This window comes from Streptomyces albofaciens JCM 4342 (assembly GCF_008634025.1).
GTDB lineage: Bacteria > Actinomycetota > Actinomycetes > Streptomycetales > Streptomycetaceae > Streptomyces > Streptomyces albofaciens.
Genome location: NZ_PDCM01000001.1, coordinates 3,398,269 through 3,417,125, shown reverse-complemented (window position 1 = coordinate 3,417,125; position 18,857 = coordinate 3,398,269). Strand labels below are relative to the sequence as shown.

Below are 18,857 nucleotides of genomic sequence, written 5' to 3'. Positions count from 1 at the left end.
TGACGCCACGGCAGCCCGGCTACCCCGGAAATAACGTGTAGCGCTCCCGGCGTCTGCCGGGTGACACTCCCCGGCATGACATGGACCGCACCGAAGACCGACCGCCGCACCGCACCGTACGTGGCGGACGAACGCGCGATGCTCCAGGGCTGGCTGGACCAGCACCGCGACACCCTGCTGAGCAAGTGCGCCGGCCTCACGCCGGAACAGCTCGTCCGGCCGAGCGCCGAACCCTCGAACCTCACGCTGCTCGGTCTCGTCCGGCACATGGCTGAGGTGGAGCGCAGCTGGTTCCGCTTCCGGGTCGCGGGCCAGAAGATCGGGCCCCTGTACTACTCCGAAGAGCAGCCCGACGCGGACTTCGAGGTGCTCGACACCGCCACCGCCGAGGCCGCGTTGGCCACGCTGCGCGCCGAGATCGACGCCGCCGACCAGGCCGTGGCCCACCGCGGTCTGGACGACACCTTCACCACGACGGACGGCCGGACGATCAGCCTCCGGTGGGTGTACGTCCACATGATCGAGGAGTACGCGCGGCACAACGGGCACGCGGACCTCCTGCGCGAGCGGATCGACGGCGCGACCGGCGAGTAGCGCCCGGACCGGTACGGGCGGGCCCGCTCACCCGGGGATCCGCTCGACGACGAGCAGCGCCGCGTCGTCGCGCAGCTCCCCGCCCGTGTGCCGGACCAGGTCCGCGCGGAGCCCGTCCACCAGATCGTCCAGGGGCGCGGCGGCCCGTTCCGCGACCCGCTCGGCGAACGGCTGGAAGCGCCCCGCCGCGTCCCGCGCCTCGGTGAACCCGTCGGAGTACAGCACCAGCCGCTCCCCCGCCCGGAACGGCAGCGTGTGCTCCGCGTGCCCGGCCCCCACCAGGTCGGCCATGCCGATGGGGGCGCCGGGCCGCTCCGGCGGGCAGACCCGTACCCGCCCGTCCCGGACCAGCAGGGGTTCCGGGTGCCCGCAGTGGACCACCCGGGCCACCGGCCCGGCCGGGACCTCCACCAGCAGGGCGGTGGCGAACCGTTCGGGCGTCTCCGCGCCCGGCAGCCCCGCGATGTGCCGCCGCGCGTCGTCCTCCAGCCGCCGGGCCACCCCGGTCAGCGTCTCCTCCTGGTACGCCGCTTCGCGGAACGAGCGCAGCAGCACCGCCGAGGCCTCCACCGCGAGCATCCCCTTGGCGCGCACGTCGCCGATGAGCAGCCGGGTGCCGTACGGGCTGCGCACCGCGTCGTAGAGATCGCCGCCGCTGCGGGGCGCGGTCCGGGCCGGGAGGTAGGTGCCGCGCAGGCGCAGGTCCCCGATCCGGCCGGGGAGCGGCCGCAGCAGGACCCGCTGCGCGGTCGCGGCCGAGGTGTCCGCCCGGTTCAGGGCGCGCCGCCGCCGCTGCCGTACCGCCTCGCCGACGACGGCCGCCGGCGCGGCGGCCAGTGCCGCGCTCACCGCCGCTCCGGAAACCGGCCCGGCGGCGAGCCGGCTCGGCGAGCCGGTCGACACGGCCACGACGGCCAGGACGAACAGGGCGAAGGCGAGGACGAACAGGGCGCGCGGCAGCAGCGCACACCGGTCGCACGCGGCCCGGGGGCATCCGGTCCGGCGGCGCCCGGTCCCGGTGGGGCGTTCAGCGGTGCTGGGCGGCTGCTCGCGCATGGGCTTCTTCCCCGGCGACGGCGGTGAGTTCGGTGATGGCGGTGCGGTTCCGGACGGTCTGCGCCGTACGGTGGCGGCCGCCCGCCACGTGCCGGAGCGACCGGTCGATGAGCATCAGGAGGCGGCACTCGGCCAGGCGCGCGTCCAGGCGGTCGTGCCGGTCGCCACAGCGTTCGGCGAGTTCCCGCCACACGCGGCGGGTGGCGGGCAGGACCGGGTGCGGGCTGCCGCCGCGGCAGCCGCGGACGCACAGCGCCAGACAGGTCAGCAGCCGCGCGCAGCCGGCCCGGAACTCCTGGTCCCAGGCGTCCGCCCCGGCGGCTCCGTCCGCGGCGTACGGGGCGGACTCCGCGCGGGGCGGCGGGCGTTGTGCCGCGAGGTCGTCGAGCGCGGCGACCACCGCTTCCGTGTCGTGCGCGACGCGCTCCAGGTTCTCCAGGACCCGCCGGTCCAGGTGCCAGACGGTGTGCCGCCTCGGAGCGCGTACGTTCCAGCGCAGGCTCTCGTGTGCCTGGCCGAGGGCGCTGCGCGCCTGGGCGATGAGGTCCGCCAGGCGGTCGCGCCAGTCCGGGTCCAGCACCTCGTCCGGGTGGCGGACCGCGCGTACCGCGTCGGCCACACCGTCCAGCACCCCGGCCAGTTCCGCGCGCAGCCGGTCGAGGGCGGCCTCGGCGGCGCGCAGCCGCAGCGGCGGGGGCAGCAGGGCGTTGAAGAGGACCGCGACGCAGATGCCCACCCCGATCTGGAGCAGGTGCGGCCCGATCTCCCGCGCGTGGCTCGGCCCGAGCAGCAGGACGAAGACCGCGGTGATCGGGACGTGCAGTCCGTGCGCGCCCAGCCGTTCGTGCCCGGCGGCCAGCAGGGACAGCAGCAGTACCGCACTCATGCTCAGCCAGGTCGGGCCGACGAGGACGGCGGCGGGCAGCGCGATCAGCGCGCCGAGCGTGCACCCGGCCGCGTACTGGAGGCCCGCCGCGCACGACCGGAACACCGTCGGGTGGACGACGAGCAGCGCGGCGACGACCGCCGGGGCGGGCCGCGGCGTCCCCCACACGCCGGCGCACAGCTGCCAGGCCAGGGCGGCCGCGACGCTCGCGCGGACCGCCACCAGCCACCGCACGGCCCAGGGCCCGTCCCGCAGCCGCGCCGGGCGCACGGCCGCGAGCGCGGCGCCGGCCCGGCGCACGGCCGCTCCCGTGGTCTCCTCCCGCACCTGCTCCCCTTCCGTTCGCCGCACCGGCCGATTCCGGTCTGTGACGGCCGCCGAAACCTTGTGATGTCCGTTACGGACACCGGTTATGCGGCCCTGGGAGACGAAATTCGGGCGCGGTGGAAAAAGGGGCCGTTGGGCCGCCCGGGACCGGCGGAAGTCCCGTACACCCGAGGCCGGAAGTCCCGCCGCTTCCCCACCCAGCGGGGCACCGGAAAAGCAGCGGGCGAATGGATCGGCATTCCCCGCGACGACCCCCGGTTCTCCGCACGGAAAAGGCCACCCCATGCGACTGATCAATTACCAGGTGCTGCGCGACCTCGTCCACGAACACCAGCGCCTCACCCGGGACGGCACCCCGGAAGCCGCCCGGCTCGACGACATCTCCTACACCCTCGGCGTCTACACCGGCCGCCGCGACCCGGCCGCCGCTCTGCACGAGGCCCGCCGCCTGCTGCGCGCGCATGACGCGGAGTACCGGCGGGCGGCCTGAGCGGACGGGAAAGGCCCGCCTTCCGCCGGACAGCAGGCGGAAGGCGGGCCTTTCCCGTGACGGGCGCGGCGCCTTTCCCGTGACGGGCGCGGCGCCTTTCCCGTGACGGGGCGCGGCGCCTTTCCCGTGACGGGGCGCGGCGCGCGTCCCAGAATGGGGCGCGTCCCTCAATTCGCCTCCAGCATCCCCTCCCGCAGGCTCGCGAGAATGCGGGTCAGCAGTCGCGACACCTGCATCTGGGAGATTCCGAGGGCCTGGCCGATCTGTGTCTGGGTCATTTCCGCGCCGAAGCGCATGTGCAGAATCCGCCGGTCGCGTTCTTCCAGGCCGTCCATCAGCGGTTTGAGCGCCTGGATGTTCTCGGCCTTTTCCAGGGCGGGGTCATCGCCGCCCAGGCGGGCGGCCAGGGTGCCGCCCGCGGACTGCGTATCGCCCTCCTCCGGCGGTGCGTCCAGGGAGTCCGCCGAGTAGCCGTTTCCGGCGTACAGGCCCTCGATGACCTCTTCCTCGTCGATTCCGAGGTGCCGGGCCAGTTCCGCCGCGGTGGGCGCGCGGTTCAGTTCGTGGGCGAGCCTTTCGCGTGCCCTGGCCAGGTCGATGCGCAGTTCCTGGAGGCGGCGCGGTACGTGGACCGCCCAGCTGGTGTCCCGGAAGAACCGCTTGATCTCACCGACGATGTACGGGACGGCGAAGGCGCTGAACGGGGTGCCGCGCCCGAGGTCGTACCGGTCGATCGCCTTGATCAGCCCGATGGTGCCGACCTGGACCATGTCCTCGGTCTCCTCGGCCCGGCCGCGGAACCGGCGGACCGCGTAGTGGACCAGGGACAGGTTCATCTCGATCAGGCAGTCGCGCGCGTACCGGTGGGCGGCGTCACCTTCCGGCAGCCCGGCCAGCCGCTCGAAGAAGAGCCGGGACACCTCGCGGGCGTCCTCCGGGGTGACCGCGCCGGCGTCCTCCAGCAGGGGCAGCCCGGCCGGTCCGGTCGCGGGTCTCGCGCGTGCGGACGTGAGGGCGGTGTTCACGCGGCCACCTGCCCCTCGGCGGCGTCCGAGCGCGGGTGGCGCACGCGGAACCACACCCACTTCCCGGAACGCGTCCGGTCGAAGCCCCAGCCGTCCGCGAGGGCTCCCAGGACCTCCAGGCCCCGGCCGTCCTCGCAGAGCGCTCCGTCCCCGGTGCCGGTGGTCATCGGCACCGCGCGGGCGGTGTCCTTGACCGCCGCGAAGAAGCTGCCGTCCGCCTCGCCGATCAGCATCAGCGGGATGTCGGGGGCGGCGGAGTGCCGGACGGCGTTGGCCACCACCTCGGACAGGCAGGTCTCGCCGTCGCCGAGCGCGTAGCGGTCGGGGTCCACGACGGCGCAGACCGATTCGCGGGCCAGGCGGGGCGCCTGGGGGCTCATCGGCAGGCGCATGCGCAGGGCGCGTACGGAGGGGTCGGCCAGGGCTGCGGGCAGGGACATCGTGCGGGCCTTCCTTCGGGTTCCGCGGACTCCGTTCCGGGTTCCGCGGTCGGTATCCGGCACCCTCGGTGTGCCCGCCGGGGCACGCGAAACCCGGGGCTTAGGTCCCCGCGTACGGGACGTAGGCCCCGGCCGGGAAGCTTCCCGGCACGCGGACGCGCCCGGGGCCCGTACGCGGTGTGCGTACGGGCCCCGGGCGCGTCACGGGTGCGGCACGGCCCCACCGTGCCGCACCCCGCGGGGTCAGCCCTTGCGGGACTTGACCTCGTCGGTGAGGGCCGGGACGACCTCGAACAGGTCGCCGACCACGCCGTAGTCGACCAGATCGAAGATCGGCGCCTCGGCGTCCTTGTTGATGGCGACGATGGTCTTCGAGGTCTGCATGCCGGCGCGGTGCTGGATCGCGCCGGAGATGCCCGCCGCGATGTACAGCTGCGGGGAGACCGACTTGCCGGTCTGGCCGACCTGGTTGGTGTGCGGGTACCAGCCCGCGTCCACCGCGGCGCGCGAGGCGCCGACGGCCGCGCCGAGCGAGTCGGCGAGCGCCTCGATGACCGGGAAGTTCTCGGCGCCGTTGACGCCGCGGCCGCCGGAGACCACGATCGCGGCCTCGGTCAGCTCGGGGCGGCCGGTGGACTCGCGCGGGGTGCGCGAGACGACCTTGGTGCCCTTGGAGGTCTCCGCCACGGTCACCGCGAGCTGCTCGACCGTACCGGCGGCCGGCGCGGCCTCCGGGGCGGCGGAGTTGGGCTTGACGGTGATGACCGGGGTGCCCTTGGTGATGCGGGACTTGGTGGTGTACGAGGCCGCGAAGACGGACTGGGTGGCCACCGGGCCCTCGTCGCCGGCCTCCAGGTCGACGGCGTCGGTGATGATGCCGGAGCCGATGCGGACCGCGAGGCGGGCACCGATCTCCTTGCCCTCGGTGGAGGACGGCAGCAGCACCGCGGCCGGGGACACGGCCTCGTAGGCGGCCTGGAGCGCGTCGACCTTCGGCGCGACCAGGTAGTCGGCGAACTCCGGCGCGTCGGCGGTCAGGACCTTGACCGCGCCGTGCTCGGCGAGCGTCGCGGCGGCGGTGTCGGCGCCGGGGCCGAGGTGCACGGCGACCGGCTCGCCGATGCGGCGGGCGAGGGTGAGCAGTTCGAGGGTGGGCTTGCGGACGGCGCCGTCCACGTGGTCGACGTAGACAAGGACTTCAGCCATGGGATTGCTCTCCTGCGGGAAGAATGAGGGCGGTGGGAAGAACGGGATTCCTGAGGCTCAGATGAACTTCTGGCCCGCGAGGAACTCGGCGAGCTGCTTGCCGCCCTCGCCCTCGTCCTTGACGATCGTGCCCGCGGTGCGGGCCGGACGCTCGGCCGCCTCGTCGACCTTGGTCCAGGCGCCCGCCAGGCCGACCTCGTCCGCCTCGATGTCCAGGTCGTCCAGGTCCAGGGACTCCACCGGCTTCTTCTTGGCGGCCATGATGCCCTTGAAGGACGGGTAACGGGCCTCGCCGGACTGGTCGGTGACCGACACGACGGCCGGCAGCGACGCCTCCAGCTGCTCGGTGGCGGTGTCGCCGTCCCGGCGGCCCTTGACGGTGCCGCCCTCGACGGAGACCTCGGACAGCTGGGTCACCTGCGGCACGCCCAGGCGCTCGGCGAGCAGCGCGGGCAGTACGCCCATCGTGCCGTCGGTGGAGGCCATGCCGCAGACGACCAGGTCGTAGCCGGTCTTCTCGATGGCCTTGGCGAGGACGAGGGAGGTACCGAGCGCGTCGGTGCCGTGCAGGTCGTCGTCCTCGACGTGCACGCCCTTGTCGGCGCCCATCGACAGGGCCTTGCGCAGCGCGTCGTTGGCGTCCTCCGGGCCCACCGTGAGCACCGTGATCTCGGCGTCGCCGTCGGCGGCTTCCTTGATCTGCAGGGCCTGCTCGACCGCGTACTCGTCGAGCTCCGAGAGCAGGCCGTCCACGTCGTCGCGGTCGACGGTCAGGTCCTCGGCGAAGTGCCGGTCGCCGGTGGCGTCGGGCACGTACTTCACACAGACAACGATCCTCAGGCTCACGCCGGCTCTCCTACCTGCTTCGACTCTTCCGAACTGCCTTGTGCTGGCAGCATAGGCGCCTGTTGGGGCGGCTTCCGGCCGGACGGGGTTCCCGCGCCGACCGAAATATTACTCGCCAGTACACCCACCCCTTTCCCCGGAAGCAAGGCCGTTGAACTGTGACGTTGCCAACGGATACGCAGGGGACGCGCGTGCCGCCGGCGCGGAACCGGCGGGCCGTGCGAAGCGTTGAGAGGGCCGCGCGGCGCGGGCCCGGCGGGGCTCAGTCGCGCAGCGCGTTGAAGCGGCCCTCGTGGTACAGCAGCGGGCGGCTGCGCCCGGCCGTCCCGGCGTAGCCCTCCGGGTCGCCCTCGACGACCTGCCCGAGCACGATCCGGTGGTCACCGGCCGGGACCCGGGCCACCACCCGGCACACCAGCCAGGCCAGCACCCCGTCCAGCAGCGGCACCCCGTGCGGCCCCGGACGCCAGGAGGTCGGCGGCGCGAAGCGGTCGGCGCCGCTCCGCGCGAAGGTGGTGGCCAGCTCCTGCTGGTGCTCGCCGAGTATGTGGACGCCGATGTGCTCGGCCGCGGAGACCGCGGGCCAGCAGGAGGAGCCGGTGCTGATGCCGAAGGAGAGCAGGGGCGGATCGGCGGCCACCGAGGTCAGCGAGGTGGCGGTGAAGCCGGCCGGACGGGGGCCGGGCGCGGTGATCACGGCGACGCCGGCGGCGTGCTGCCGGAAGACGGAGCGCAGCAGGTCGGGGGTGGCGGCGCGGGGCGTACCGAAGTCGGTCGGTACCGTCATGGTGGTGTCCTTCTGCCGTGGGGTCCGGGCCGGCGCGGCGCCGTCACCGGCACCGCGGGAGTCGTCGCCGCTCACGTACGCGGACAGTGCTCGCCGGCGGCGCACGGAGGGTCCGCGGGCGCGCGTCCGTGAAGAAGGGGTCCTGGCCGCATGACGTCACCCTGACGACGCGTGTGGCGGACAGTCAAGCAACGCCGGAAATCTGGGAGATCAATCACGGACGGCGGCCCCCAGCGCGGCGATGACGTCGGCCTTGCGGGGCTGTCCGGCCGCGCGGCGCACCAGCGCGCCGTCGCCGTCGAGCACCAGCACCGTGGGCGTGCGCTCGATGCGCAGCGCCCGTACGAGGTCGAGGTGCGCCTCGGCGTCGATCTCGACGTGGGTCACCCCGTCCACCATGTCCGCCACCTCGGCCAGGGTGCGCCGGGTGGCCCGGCAGGGCTGGCAGAAGGCGCTGGAGAACTGCACGAGCGTGGCCCGCTCCCCCAGCTCCGCGCCCGCTCCGGCGGCGGCCAGCCGCGTCCCCACGTCCTGCCCTCGCAAACCTCACCCTCCCGTTCGCGGCCGGTGCGCGGTGCCGGAGCGGCCCGCTGCCACGGGCCCGGGCTCCGCGTACCCCCGGTTGTGTCGTCGACGGGTGCAGCGTCCACGGGACCGCAATCATTCCCGCCGCCGGGGTGCCGGTGTACCGCCCGGAGTGCCCGGTGTACCGTCCGCGGTGAGGGGAAATCGCTCCAGGTGACCATCACGTGACGAGGATCTCCCGGCGGCGGGGGCCCGCACGGTGGCCCCGGGGCCGCCGATCGGGCACGATCTCCCGAAAGCCGCATACTTACGGCTGCGTAACGTCTTCGCCGGGAGAACCCTCCCCAGGCACAGAAAAGGGGTCCCCGACATGGCAGAGCTCGTCTACCCGCCCGTCATCGGCGCCGCCCGCGCGGCGTTCAAGGCACTCGACCTGAAGTTCGACATCGCCGGGGCCGACCACATACCCCGGCGCGGCGGCGCGGTCCTGGTGAGCAACCACATCGGGTACCTGGACTTCATCTTCTGCGGCCTGGCCGCCCGCCCGGCCAAGCGCCTGGTGCGGTTCATGGCGAAGGAGTCGGTCTTCCGGCACAAGGTGTCGGGGCCGCTGATGCGCGCGATGAAGCACATCCCGGTGGACCGCGCGCAGGGCGTCCACGCCTACAAGCACGCGCTGAGCGCGCTGCGCGGCGGGGAGATCATCGGGGTCTTCCCGGAGGCGACGATCTCGGAGTCCTTCACGCTGAAGACGTTCAAGTCGGGCGCGGCCCGGCTGGCGCAGGAGGCGGGCGTGCCGCTGCTGCCGATGGCGCTGTGGGGCACCCAGCGGCTGTGGACCAAGGGCCACAAGCGGGACCTGGGCCGCAACCACTTCCCGATCACCATCCGGGTCGGCGAGCCGGTGGAGGCGTCGCCGGACGAGCAGACGGAGAAGATCACCGACCGGCTGCGGTCCCGTGTGCAGGACCTGCTGGAGGCGGCGCAGCGCGCGTATCCCGTACGCCCCAAGGGCCCGGAGGACACCTGGTGGGTCCCGGCGCACCTCGGGGGCACGGCACCGGCCCCGGGGGCCACGGCCTGAGTCCGGCCACGGCCTGAAGGGGCCACGGTCCGGCCGTCCGGGCCGCGCCTCAGTCGAAGAGGCGCGGCTCCCCCACCACCACGCGGGCGCCGGGGCAGGTCTTCTCCAGCGTCTCGGCGAGTTCGGCCGCAGCGGCGGCCAGTTCCGCGGCGGTCATCGGCGCCATCCGCTCCAGCAGGAACAGCGCGTTCACGGACGTGTCGGTGAGCCGCGTCCGGACGCCCTGGCGCCAGTTCCAGCGGCGGCAGGTCACGCCCTCGTCGTCGCACCACACCACCTCGCCGGGCTCCGGGTGCTCGGTGACCCGCTCGCCGCCGGCCGCGGTCACGAACGGCTCCGCGCCGGTGGCCCGCACCAGCCGCATACCGCCCCGGATGTGGTCCAGGTCCTCGCCGCCGACCGGGATCAGGTGGGCCACGCTGATGGCGTTGTAGAGGTCGACGAGGCGGTTGATGCGCGGCAGCCCGCCGTCCGCGAGGGCCCGCTTGGCCAGCGCCTCGGCCGAGTTGCGGGTACGGGACGGTTTGGTGCCGAAGGCGGTGTACGCGGCGCGCCAGGCGGCGATGTGCGGGTCGTCCTGCGGCGCCCGGCCGTCCAGCCGCTCCGCGAGCCGGCGGGCCGCGGCGTCCAGGAGGGCCGCGGAGGCCTCGTCGCTGGGGCCGTTGGTCAGGCCGTGCGCCTCCACGGCGACGTAGCCGAAGCCGGGCGCGAGGGCGCGGACCTCGTCGGAGACGTGCAGGGGGAGAGTCATCGTCGCGTGCCTCGGGGTTCGTCGGGCGAAAGCGCCGGACGGCGGCGATGCGGCCGTCTCGGGCTCCGGGACCGGTCGGCGGCCTCCGCCAGGCATTGGAGCACAGCGGGTCCGGGTTCAGCAAACCGTACTGGGGAGTCCAACGCAGTGCACTACCTGTCGCACGGGAACGCGCCTGGCGGACGACCGTGGTCATCCGCCAGGCGCGGCACTCAGCGTGCGGCCTACCGCCCCATCTCCTCCCGCAGGGCGTCCACCAGCCCGTCCACGTCCTCCACGGTCGTGTCGAAGGAGCACATCCAGCGGACGTCGCCGGCCGCCTCGTCCCAGAAGTAGAAGCGGTAACGCTTCTGCAGGCGCTCGGTGACATCGTGCGGCAGGCGCGCGAAGACGGCGTTGGCCTGCACCGGGTAGAGGATCTCCACACCGTCGACCGCGCGGACGCCGGCGGCGAGCCGCTTCGCCATCGTGTTGGCGTGCCGGGCGTTGCGCAGCCACAGGTCACGGGCGAGCAGGGCCTCGAACTGCGCCGATATGAAGCGCATCTTGGAGGCCAGCTGCATCGACATCTTGCGGATGTGCTTCATCGCGCGCACCGCGTCCGGGTTGATGACCACCACGGCCTCGCCGAACAGGGCACCGTTCTTGGTGCCGCCCAGGGAGAGCACGTCCACCCCGACCGCGTTGGTGAACGCCCGCATGGGAACGTCCAGCGACGCCGCCGCGTTGGCGATCCGCGACCCGTCCAGGTGCACCAGCATGTTGCGCTCGTGGGCGTGCTCGCAGATGGCCCGCACCTCGTCGGGGGTGTAGACCGTGCCCAGCTCGGTGTTCTGGGTGATCGAGACGACCTGCGGCATGGCGCGGTGCTCGTCGTCCCAGCCGTACGCCTGCCGGTCGATCAGGTCGGGCGTGAGCTTGCCGTCCTCGGTCGGTACGGTCAGCAGCTTCAGCCCGCCGACGCGTTCGGGGGCGCCGCACTCGTCGACGTGGATGTGCGCGCTCTCGGCGCAGATCACCGCGCCCCAGCGGTCGGTCATCGCCTGGAGGGCGACCACGTTGGCGCCGGTGCCGTTGAAGACCGGGAACGCCTCGGCGGTCTGTCCGAAGTGGCTGCGGACGACGCGCTGGAGGTGCTCGGTGTACTGGTCCTCGCCGTAGGCGACCTGGTGGCCGCCGTTGGCGAGCGCCACGGCCGCCAGGACCTCCGGGTGCACGCCCGCGTAGTTGTCGCTGGCGAAGCCGCGCACCGCCGGGTCGTGGCGCCGCTGGGCGTCGGTCTTCCGTTCGGTCACACTTCGGGGGTCAGCCACAGACGCTGTCCATTCACTTCCTGGGCGGGCCGCTCCCAGACGCCGCTGACGGCCTGGGCCAGGTCCTTGACGTCCGTGAAGCCCGCGAACTTGGCATGCGGGCGCTCGGCGCGCATCTGGTCGTTGACGAGCGCCTTGACCACCAGGATGGCAGCCGCCGCCTTGGGCCCCGCCTCGCCCCCGGCCTTGCGGAAGGCGTCGCCGAGGGCCAGGGTCCAGGCCTCGGCGGCGGCCTTGGCGGCCGCGTACGCCGCGTTACCGGCCGTCGGCTTGCTCGCGCCCGCCGCGCTGACCAGCAGGAACCGCCCGTTCCCGGAGCGCTCCAGCGGGGCCTGGAAAGCCAGCGAGGTGTGCTGGACCGTACGGATGAGGAGCTTTTCCAGCAGGTCCCAGTCGCCGAGGTCGGTCTCCGCGAACGACGCGGAGCCGCGCCAGCCGCCGACCAGGTGCACCAGCCCGTCGATCCGGCCGAACTCCTTCTCCGTACGGCCGGCCCAGGCGCGCGTCGCGTCGAGGTCCAGCAGGTCGACGGTGTCGCCGGTGACGGTCGCGCCGCCGTGCGCGTACCGCGCGGCGTCCACGGCCTCCGCCAGCCGTGCGGCGTCCGCGTCCGCGGCCACCACGGTCGCGCCCGCCTCGGCCAGCCGCAGCAGCGTCGCCCGCCCGGCGGGGCCCGCCGCCCCGGCCACCGCGACGACCGCGCCTTCCAGTGGCCCCTGGCCGTTGGTCGCAGTACTCATGTCCCTCGTCTCCTCGTGCTCCGGCCTGCCCTGGGTGCCGCCGGCGCTCACACCGCCACCGGCACGTCGCTGTGGGCCGTGATGCCCTTGGTGGAGGCAATCACGCCGCGCAGTTTCTTGGCGAGGGCCTCGTAGAACATGCTGAGCGGAAATTCGTCCGGCAGGACGTCGTCGACGAGCTTGCGCGGCGGCTTGTCGAGGTCGAGCGCGTCCGGTCCCTTGGCCCAGACGGAGCCGGGGTGCGGCGCGAGGTAGGTCGAGACGAGGTCGTAGGCGGCGAACCAGTGGACCAGCTTGGGCCGGTCGATGCCGTCCCGGTACAGCTTCTCGATCTCGCCGCACAGCTGGTTGGTGACCTGCGGGGCCCGCTCCCAGTCGATGTGCAGGGTGTTGTCCGTCCAGCGTACGACGTCGTGCCGGTGCAGGTAGGCGAAGAGCAGCTGGCCGCCGAGGCCGTCGTAGTTGCGCACCCGGTCACCGGTGACGGGGAAGCGGAACAGCCGGTCGAAGATGACCGCGTACTGGACGTCGCGGGCCTGGCGGACGCCCTCCGCCTCCAGCTTCACGGCCTCCTTGAAGGCGGTGAGGTCGCAGCGCAGCTCCTCCAGGCCGTACATCCAGAACGGCTGCCGCTGCTTGATCATGAAGGGGTCGAAGGGCAGGTCGCCGTGGCTGTGGGTGCGGTCGTGGACCATGTCCCACAGGACGAACGCCTCCTGGCAGCGCTGCTGGTCGGCGAGCATCGCGCGGACGTCCTCGGGCAGTTCGACGCCCAGCGTCGCCACCGCGGCCTCGCTGACCCGGCGGAAGCGGGCGGCCTCCCGGTCGCAGAAGATGCCGCCCCAGGTGAAGCGCTCGGGCGCCTCGCGCACGGCGATGGTCTCGGGGAAGAGGACCGCGGAGTTGGTGTCGTACCCGGCGGTGAAGTCCTCGAAGGTGATGCCGCAGAACAGCGGGTTGTCGTAGCGCGTGCGCTCCAGCTCCGCCAGCCACTCGGGCCAGACCATGCGCAGCACGACCGCCTCGAAGTTGCGGTCCGGGTTGCCGTTCTGCGTGTACATGGGGAAGACGACCAGGTGCTGGAGGCCGTCGGAGCGCTGCCGCGCGGGCTGGAAGGCCAGCAGGGAGTCGAGGAAGTCCGGTACGGCGAAGCCGCCGTCGGCCCAGCGGCGCAGGTCGGCGACGAGCGCCCGGTGGTAGTCGGCGTCGTGCGGGAGCAGCGGCGACAGCTCCTCGATGGCCGATATGGCGCGCTCGACCTCGTGCCGGACGGTGCCGGCGGCGGGCGCGCCCTCGGCGGCGAGGTCGATCGAGCCGTCCTTGGACTGCCACGGGCGGATGGTCTCGATGGCGTCCTTCAGCGTCGGCCAGGCCGGATGCCGCACCACACGCTCTGCGGTGGCGGTGGCGCCTGGGGCACCCACAGGCGAAAGAATTTCCGTCATGACTACCCTCCGGCAGGAGATCCTGTTGTGCGGCCACGGTATCCAGGGGGTCTTCGACTTCTCAAGAGTTCCAGAGGAAATTGTTCTGCCAGACCCCCATGGTCACGCACTTTTTTCCTGCCCGCCGGAGGAGATGCGGAAGTTTCTGCCCGATGGGACCATGACCGCCGCGCATCCTGCGGCACATACCCAGGATCGGCCGACGTATACGGGGCGCAGCGCGGCGACCATGGACGCGGAACGTCCGGCCGTGGTCGTGAAGCGGCCGGATCCGGTCGGATTCCGGCCGTCCGGCGGGCGGCCGCCCCGGCGCCCGGCCGGTGTCCCTGACCGGTTCCGTGCACCCGGGTGCGCGGGAAGCCTCCCGGGACCGCGTCGGCACGCCGCCGTACCGGCTGCCGTGCCGGCGCGTCAGCACCCGCCGGACTCGCCCACGCACGGGTGACCCCGACGCGTCACCGGACACCCCGGACGGATCGGGCGGCACCGCCCGCCGCACGGCGGCCGCGGCGCGCGAACACCCGTGACCGGCACCGGATTTCCGGAGCTTCCCCGGCGCCCGCCCCGGGCGTGGCAAGCCCCCGTTCCGGCCATGTCACGGGGCTGTCCGACACCGTTTCGGCGCTTTGGGACGCCCGTTAGGCTGTGCGCCGTTTCGAGCAGCCGGTGGTCCGCGCGCGGCGCAGGCGGGGCAGCTGTGGCCGGCGGACGGCACCGGTCCGGCAGCACACCGACAGAAACGAGGCAGCCTTGTCCTTTCTCACCATCGGACACCGCGGGATGATGGGCGTCGAGCCGGAGAACACCCTGCGCTCGTTCGTCCGCGCCGAACGCGAAGGTCTCGACGTCATCGAGCTGGACCTGCACCTGAGCAAGGACGGCGCGCTCGTGGTCATGCACGACGCGGACGTGGACCGCACGACCGACGGGACGGGGCCGGTCGCCGACCGCACCCTCGCCGAGCTGCGCGACCTGGACGCGGGCTACGGCGAGCGCGTCCCGGTGTTCGAGGAGATCGTGGACGCGGTGCGGGCGCCGCTCCAGGCGGAGATCAAGGACGTGGCCGCCGCCCGGGCGCTCGTGGACGTGCTGCGCGCCCGCGACCTGACCGCCCGGGTCGAGGTGATCTCCTTCCACGACGCGGCGCTGGCCACGGTCGGCGAGCTGCTGCCCGGCGTACGGACCGCGCTGGTCGCCGAGCACTACGGCATCGACGTGGTGGACCGCGCGCTGGCCGTCGGCGCCTCGACGCTCTCCCTCGACATCCGCCGGCTCACCCTGGAGCTGGTGGAGCGGGCCCACGCGGCGGACCTGCGCGTCCTGGGCTGGACCGTGAACACCCACGACGAGCTGCGGCTCAGCCGCGGACTCGGGCTGGACGGCGTGGTCACCGACTTCCCCGAGATCCGGCGGGCGGTGCGGTTCACGGCGTGAGGCGGGCCGGACGGCGCCCCGCCCGGCGGGCCGGCCGCGGACCCCGGCAGCCCTAGTCCAGCGTCTTGATCAGCAGCTCGAATTCCAGGTCGGGGCGCCGCGGAATGCCGAACCGCTCGTCGCCGTACGGGAACGGGAACATCGTGCCGGTACGCCGGTAGCCGCGGCGCTCGTACCAGGCGATCAGGTCGGAGCGCTGCCGGATGACGGTCATCCGCATCTCGGCGGCGTTCCACCGGGCGCGGGCGGTGCGCTCCGCCTCGGCCATGACGACCTTGCCTAGGCCGCCGCCCTGGAGGGTCGGGCGGACCGCGAACATGCCGAAGTACACATGGTCGCCGCGGTGTTCGAGCTGGCAGCAGGCGACGGGTTCGCCCGCGTCCTCGGCGACCAGCAGCACGCTGTCCGGGGCGCCCACGACGGCCGCGACGCCCTCCGGGTCGGTGCGCTGCCCCTCCAGCAGGTCCGCCTCGGTGGTCCAGCCGGCCCGGCTCGCGTCGCCGCGGTAGGCGGACTCGATCAGCGCGACCAGCGCCGGGACGTCGGCCTCGGTGGCGGCTCGGTAGGTCAGCTCGACGGTCGTCATGGGCGGATGTCCTTTCCGGTGGCCCGGCGCGGCGGTACGGACCGGGGTGCGGGGGCTGCGCACGCGTTCGGCCGTACCGGAGGCTAACAAGAGCCACGGGCCCGCCGTACGGGCCGGTCCGCGCGCGATGGCTCTGGCGGGCCGGACACGGCCCCGCGGCCATGGCCCGCGGGCCCGGCGGCGTAGGGTCCGCACCATGGTGCATGTACTGAGCAGCAGGGTGCTGGTGCGGCCGTCCGACCCCGAGCGGTCGCGGGAGTTCTACGGGCGCGCGCTGGGCCTGGAGGTCTACCGCGAATTCGGTACCGGTCCCGAACGCGGCACGGTGTACTTCCTCGGCGGCGGCTTCCTGGAGGTCTCCGGCCGCTCCGCAGAGCCACCGACCGCCACGCTCCAGCTGTGGCTCCAGGTCGCCGACGCCGCCGCCGCGCACGAGGAGCTGAAGGCCGGCGGCGTGGAGATCCTGCGCCCGCCCGTGCAGGAGCCGTGGGGGCTGATCGAGATGTGGATCGCGGACCCGGACGGCCACCGGATCGTGCTGACGGAGGTCCCGGCGGACCACCCGCTGCGGTACCGCCCCGGCATCTGAGGGCACCCGGCGCCCGGGGACACCGTCGGGACCCGCCCGTACCCACCCGTGGCCACGGGCCCTCCCCGGCCGCCGTGCTCCCCTCTTGCGCCCGTGCGCTCCCCGTTCCCGGTTTCCGGCGGGCGTTCGCGGACCGCCCGCGGGGCACCATGCGGCTGTACCGGGCCCCGTGTGGCGCCGCGCGCCGCGTGCGCGGCCCGCACGCGACCGCCGTACGGGCTTGCGGGGAGGACGCCGTGCACGGACCGCCATGGGTCGGCTGGCTGCTGGTGCTGTTGTGTGCCGGGGCGGGCGCGTACTGCCTGTCGAGTGTGCGCCGGGGCACGGCCGCGCAGCGCCGGGAAGCACGCGGCGAGGCGCTGATGGCGCTCGGCATGGCGGTGATGGCCCTGCCGGCCTCCACGGTCGCGCAGCCGTCCTGGACGCCGTGGGTGTTCGCCGTCGTCTTCGGCGCGGCGGGCCTGTGGGCGCTGCTGCGGCGGCACCCGCACCACGCGGTGGGTGCCGCGGCGATGGTCTACATGGCGCTGGCGATGGTGACCGTCCCCGGCGGCGGCCCGCTGAGCGGCGGGCACGCGGCGCACATGGAAGGCATGGAGCGGACGGCTTCCATGGGGCCGGGCGGGCTGCCGCTGCTCACCGGGCTGCTGCTGGCGTACTACGCGGTGTACGTCGTCGCCGCCGGGGTGCGGCTGGCCCCCTCGACCGCACCGGGTACGCCGGGCGCCGCGGTCACACCCGTACGGGCCGCGTGGCCGGAGGTGGTGGGCGCGTGCCGGGTGGCGATGGGCATCGGGATGTTCGCGATGCTGTTGACCCTTTGACGTTCCGCCGCCGACTGCGGCGCCCCGACCCGGCGCGCGCCAGGGCCGGTTGGGCGGCCATCCGTCCCTCGCGCACCACCCGCACCCCCGGCGCCGGTGGTATACGTCACTTCCGGTGCGGTTCCGTACCTGGCGGCGGCCGCGCGCTCATAGGCTGACGCCCATGATGGTCCCCCTCGCGCTGATGGTTCTCGGCGCGCTGGCTGCGGCGATGGCGCCGCGCCTGATGGCCCGCGCCGACTGGCCCGACCGCGAACCGGTGCTCGCCCTGTGGGTGTGGCAGTGCGTGGTCGCCGCCGTTCTGCTGTGCTGTGTCCTCGCGATGTCGCTCAGCGGCGCCGCCGCCTGGGAAGCCGTGCGCAGCCACCTGTTCGGCCACGCGCCGCGCGTCGTCGTCGAGGCCTACGCGCTCAAGGCGTACGGGCCCTGGTCCGGCGTGCTGGCCGGGGTGCTGGCGGGCGGCGGCGCCTGGACGGCCGTCATGCTCACCCGGGAGGTGCGCGGCGCCCGCGCCCGGCGGCGGCAGCGGCGTACGGACCTGGTGCGGCGTGCTCCGCTGCTGCCCGGCGAGGAACGGACCGGGGACCGGCTCGTCGTCCTGGAGGGCGACCGCCCCGAGGCGTGGTGGCTGCCCGGCGCCACGCCCCAACTGGTCATCACCACCGCGGCGCTGCGCCGCCTGAAGGGGCGTCAGCTCGACGCCCTGATCGCCCACGAGCAGGGCCACGCGCGGGCCCGGCACGACGTCCTGCTGCACTGCGCGTCGGCCCTGGCGGCCGGTTTCCCGCAGGTCCCGGTCTTCGCCGCGTTCCGCGACCAGGTGCACCGGCTGGTCGAGCTGGCCGCCGACGACGTGGCCTCGCGCCGCTTCGGGCGGCTGACGATCGCCCTGGCCCTGGTCGAACTCAACGAGGACCGCGGAGTGTTCGGGCCGTGTCCCGCCCAGTGCACCGAGGTCCCGGACCGCGTGCACCGGCTGCTGGCCCCCGCGCCCCGCTTCACGCCGGGCCGGCGCCTGCGGATGACGGCGATCGCGACGCTGGTCCCGGCGGTTCCGCTGCTGGTGACGTTCATGCCGGGGCTGAGCGCGCTGACGTCCTGAGGAGTGCGGGAGTCCCGGGGCGGGAGACGCGCGTACGGACGTACGAACGCATCTTCCCCCGGGACTCCCTGGCCCTCCCCGCTCCCCTCGGCGAAGATTTCCCCATGCCCTCCAGGCCGTCCCCCGCACCGCTCCGCCCCGCTCCCTCCTCCGTCCTCCTGCCTCTCCTCCCCCTCCTGCTCCTCCCCTTCACCGTCCTTCTCGCCCTCGTCGCCGCCCGCTGGAGTCCCCTGCTCGCGCTCGACCGGTCGCTCGCCGCGCGCTTCCACCGCACGGCCGTCGCGGACCCCGGCCTGACGCGGGTCAACCGGATCCTCTCCGACTGGATCTGGGACCCCTGGACCCTGCGCGCCCTCCTGGCCGTCGCGGTGATCACGCTCCTGTGCCGCCGGCAGTGGGTGCTCGGCTGCTGGGTCACGGTCACGGCGGCCCTGGGCACGGCGCTCCAGCAGACGGTGAAGGCCCTGGTCGGCCGCCCCCGCCCGGTGTGGCCGGACCCCGTCGACTCGGCGGGTTACGCGGCCTTCCCCTCGGGCCACGCGATGACGGCCGCGGTCGCGGGCGGCCTCGCCCTGTGGCTGCTGTGGCTGCACGGCACGCGCCGGGGCCGGTGGTGGGCCGCCGCGGCGCTGGTCGCGGTGTCGGTGGCGGGCGTCGGCCTGACCCGGGTGTATCTGGGGGTCCACTGGGCCACCGACGTGCTCGGCGGCTGGCTCCTGGGCGGCGCCCTGGTCGCGGCCGCGGCGCTGGCGTACCTCCGGCGGTACGGGGCACGCCGATGACGGCGGGCCGCCGGCACGACAGGAT

21 protein-coding genes are annotated in these 18,857 nt (G+C 73.9%); 8 read left to right on the top strand and 13 right to left on the bottom strand.

The features are described 5' to 3' along the window. Nucleotides 1–75 precede the first annotated feature (75 nt). Nucleotides 76–594 carry a DinB family protein gene (locus CP973_RS15420; RefSeq protein ID WP_150241092.1) on the top strand — a complete coding sequence of 173 codons (519 nt, stop codon included), beginning with the start codon at nt 76–78 and terminating at the stop codon, nt 592–594. A gap of 27 nt (nt 595–621) precedes the next feature. Here the strand turns inward: CP973_RS15420 and CP973_RS15415 are convergent, their stop codons facing one another. Both CP973_RS15415 and CP973_RS15410 read right to left on the bottom strand, forming a co-directional pair. Continuing rightward, complete coding sequence (locus CP973_RS15415; RefSeq protein ID WP_150241090.1) at nt 622–1,650, bottom strand: PP2C family protein-serine/threonine phosphatase; 1,029 nt, start codon at nt 1,648–1,650, stop codon at nt 622–624. Further along, nucleotides 1,622–2,863 carry an FUSC family protein gene (locus CP973_RS15410; RefSeq protein ID WP_167538340.1) on the bottom strand — a complete coding sequence of 414 codons (1,242 nt, stop codon included), beginning with the start codon at nt 2,861–2,863 and terminating at the stop codon, nt 1,622–1,624. The genes CP973_RS15415 and CP973_RS15410 overlap by 29 nt, the downstream gene beginning before the upstream one ends. Before the next feature lie 283 nt (nt 2,864–3,146). Here CP973_RS15410 and CP973_RS40000 point away from each other — a divergent pair, with 283 nt between their 5' ends. Then, a complete protein-coding gene (locus CP973_RS40000) occupies nt 3,147–3,353 on the top strand; it encodes a DUF5133 domain-containing protein (RefSeq protein WP_167538339.1) in 207 nt (68 codons plus the stop codon). A 167-nt stretch (nt 3,354–3,520) separates the two neighbouring features. Here CP973_RS40000 and CP973_RS15400 read toward each other — a convergent pair whose 3' ends face one another. From CP973_RS15400 to CP973_RS15375, 6 genes are all read right to left on the bottom strand, one after another. Continuing rightward, complete coding sequence (locus CP973_RS15400; protein ID WP_150241084.1) at nt 3,521–4,378, bottom strand: RNA polymerase sigma factor SigF; 858 nt, start codon at nt 4,376–4,378, stop codon at nt 3,521–3,523. Next, nucleotides 4,375–4,818, bottom strand: coding sequence for an ATP-binding protein (locus tag CP973_RS15395; protein ID WP_150241082.1), 444 nt, complete (start codon nt 4,816–4,818; stop codon nt 4,375–4,377). Before CP973_RS15395 ends, CP973_RS15400 begins: the two co-directional genes overlap by 4 nt. 243 nt (nt 4,819–5,061) lie before the next feature. Further along, nucleotides 5,062–6,024, bottom strand: a complete 963-nt coding sequence (locus CP973_RS15390; RefSeq protein ID WP_150241080.1) for an electron transfer flavoprotein subunit alpha/FixB family protein — start codon at nt 6,022–6,024, stop codon at nt 5,062–5,064. Between the two features lie 57 nt (nt 6,025–6,081). Beyond that, the gene (locus tag CP973_RS15385) at nt 6,082–6,870 is read right to left on the bottom strand and encodes an electron transfer flavoprotein subunit beta/FixA family protein (protein ID WP_150241078.1); all 789 of its coding nucleotides are present in this window, start codon (nt 6,868–6,870) and stop codon (nt 6,082–6,084) included. 262 nt (nt 6,871–7,132) lie between these two features. Continuing rightward, entirely contained in the window at nt 7,133–7,657 is a 525-nt protein-coding gene (locus CP973_RS15380) for a flavin reductase family protein (protein WP_150241076.1), read from the bottom strand. Between the two features lie 210 nt (nt 7,658–7,867). After that, entirely contained in the window at nt 7,868–8,200 is a 333-nt protein-coding gene (locus CP973_RS15375; protein ID WP_150241074.1) for a thioredoxin family protein, read from the bottom strand. 352 nt (nt 8,201–8,552) lie between these two features. Between CP973_RS15375 and CP973_RS15370 the strand changes: the two genes are divergently transcribed. Further along, complete coding sequence (locus CP973_RS15370; RefSeq protein ID WP_053699915.1) at nt 8,553–9,266, top strand: lysophospholipid acyltransferase family protein; 714 nt, start codon at nt 8,553–8,555, stop codon at nt 9,264–9,266. 49 nt (nt 9,267–9,315) lie between these two features. Here the strand turns inward: CP973_RS15370 and CP973_RS15365 are convergent, their stop codons facing one another. The 4 genes from CP973_RS15365 to CP973_RS15350 form a co-directional block, all read right to left on the bottom strand. Beyond that, nucleotides 9,316–10,017, bottom strand: a complete 702-nt coding sequence (locus CP973_RS15365; protein WP_150241072.1) for a B3/B4 domain-containing protein — start codon at nt 10,015–10,017, stop codon at nt 9,316–9,318. 224 nt (nt 10,018–10,241) lie between these two features. Further along, complete coding sequence (locus tag CP973_RS15360) at nt 10,242–11,312, bottom strand: threonine aldolase family protein (protein ID WP_341874819.1); 1,071 nt, start codon at nt 11,310–11,312, stop codon at nt 10,242–10,244. Continuing rightward, nucleotides 11,309–12,070, bottom strand: a complete 762-nt coding sequence (locus CP973_RS15355) for an SDR family NAD(P)-dependent oxidoreductase (protein ID WP_150241068.1) — start codon at nt 12,068–12,070, stop codon at nt 11,309–11,311. The genes CP973_RS15360 and CP973_RS15355 overlap by 4 nt, the downstream gene beginning before the upstream one ends. A 47-nt stretch (nt 12,071–12,117) precedes the next feature. Next, the gene (locus CP973_RS15350; RefSeq protein ID WP_150241066.1) at nt 12,118–13,515 is read right to left on the bottom strand and encodes a DUF6421 family protein; all 1,398 of its coding nucleotides are present in this window, start codon (nt 13,513–13,515) and stop codon (nt 12,118–12,120) included. Between the two features lie 750 nt (nt 13,516–14,265). Between CP973_RS15350 and CP973_RS15345 the strand changes: the two genes are divergently transcribed. Next, the gene (locus CP973_RS15345) at nt 14,266–14,949 is read left to right on the top strand and encodes a glycerophosphodiester phosphodiesterase (RefSeq protein WP_150241065.1); all 684 of its coding nucleotides are present in this window, start codon (nt 14,266–14,268) and stop codon (nt 14,947–14,949) included. Between the two features lie 52 nt (nt 14,950–15,001). On the opposite strand, the gene CP973_RS15340 is transcribed toward CP973_RS15345, so the two are convergent. Then, nucleotides 15,002–15,535 carry a GNAT family N-acetyltransferase gene (locus CP973_RS15340; RefSeq protein ID WP_150241063.1) on the bottom strand — a complete coding sequence of 178 codons (534 nt, stop codon included), beginning with the start codon at nt 15,533–15,535 and terminating at the stop codon, nt 15,002–15,004. Nucleotides 15,536–15,731: 196 nt separating this feature from the next. Here CP973_RS15340 and CP973_RS15335 point away from each other — a divergent pair, with 196 nt between their 5' ends. The 4 genes from CP973_RS15335 (at nt 15,732) to CP973_RS15320 (ending at nt 18,832) form a co-directional block, all read left to right on the top strand. Beyond that, nucleotides 15,732–16,124: a VOC family protein gene (locus tag CP973_RS15335; protein WP_150241061.1), complete on the top strand. Its 393-nt coding sequence runs from the start codon at nt 15,732–15,734 to the stop codon at nt 16,122–16,124. Nucleotides 16,125–16,360: 236 nt separating this feature from the next. Further along, nucleotides 16,361–16,948 (top strand): DUF5134 domain-containing protein, encoded by a 588-nt coding sequence (locus CP973_RS15330; RefSeq protein ID WP_150241060.1) that lies wholly within the window; start codon nt 16,361–16,363, stop codon nt 16,946–16,948. A gap of 163 nt (nt 16,949–17,111) precedes the next feature. After that, nucleotides 17,112–18,050, top strand: a complete 939-nt coding sequence (locus CP973_RS15325) for a M56 family metallopeptidase (RefSeq protein ID WP_150241058.1) — start codon at nt 17,112–17,114, stop codon at nt 18,048–18,050. Nucleotides 18,051–18,154: 104 nt separating this feature from the next. Further along, nucleotides 18,155–18,832 (top strand): phosphatase PAP2 family protein, encoded by a 678-nt coding sequence (locus CP973_RS15320; RefSeq protein WP_150241056.1) that lies wholly within the window; start codon nt 18,155–18,157, stop codon nt 18,830–18,832. Nucleotides 18,833–18,857 lie beyond the last annotated feature (25 nt).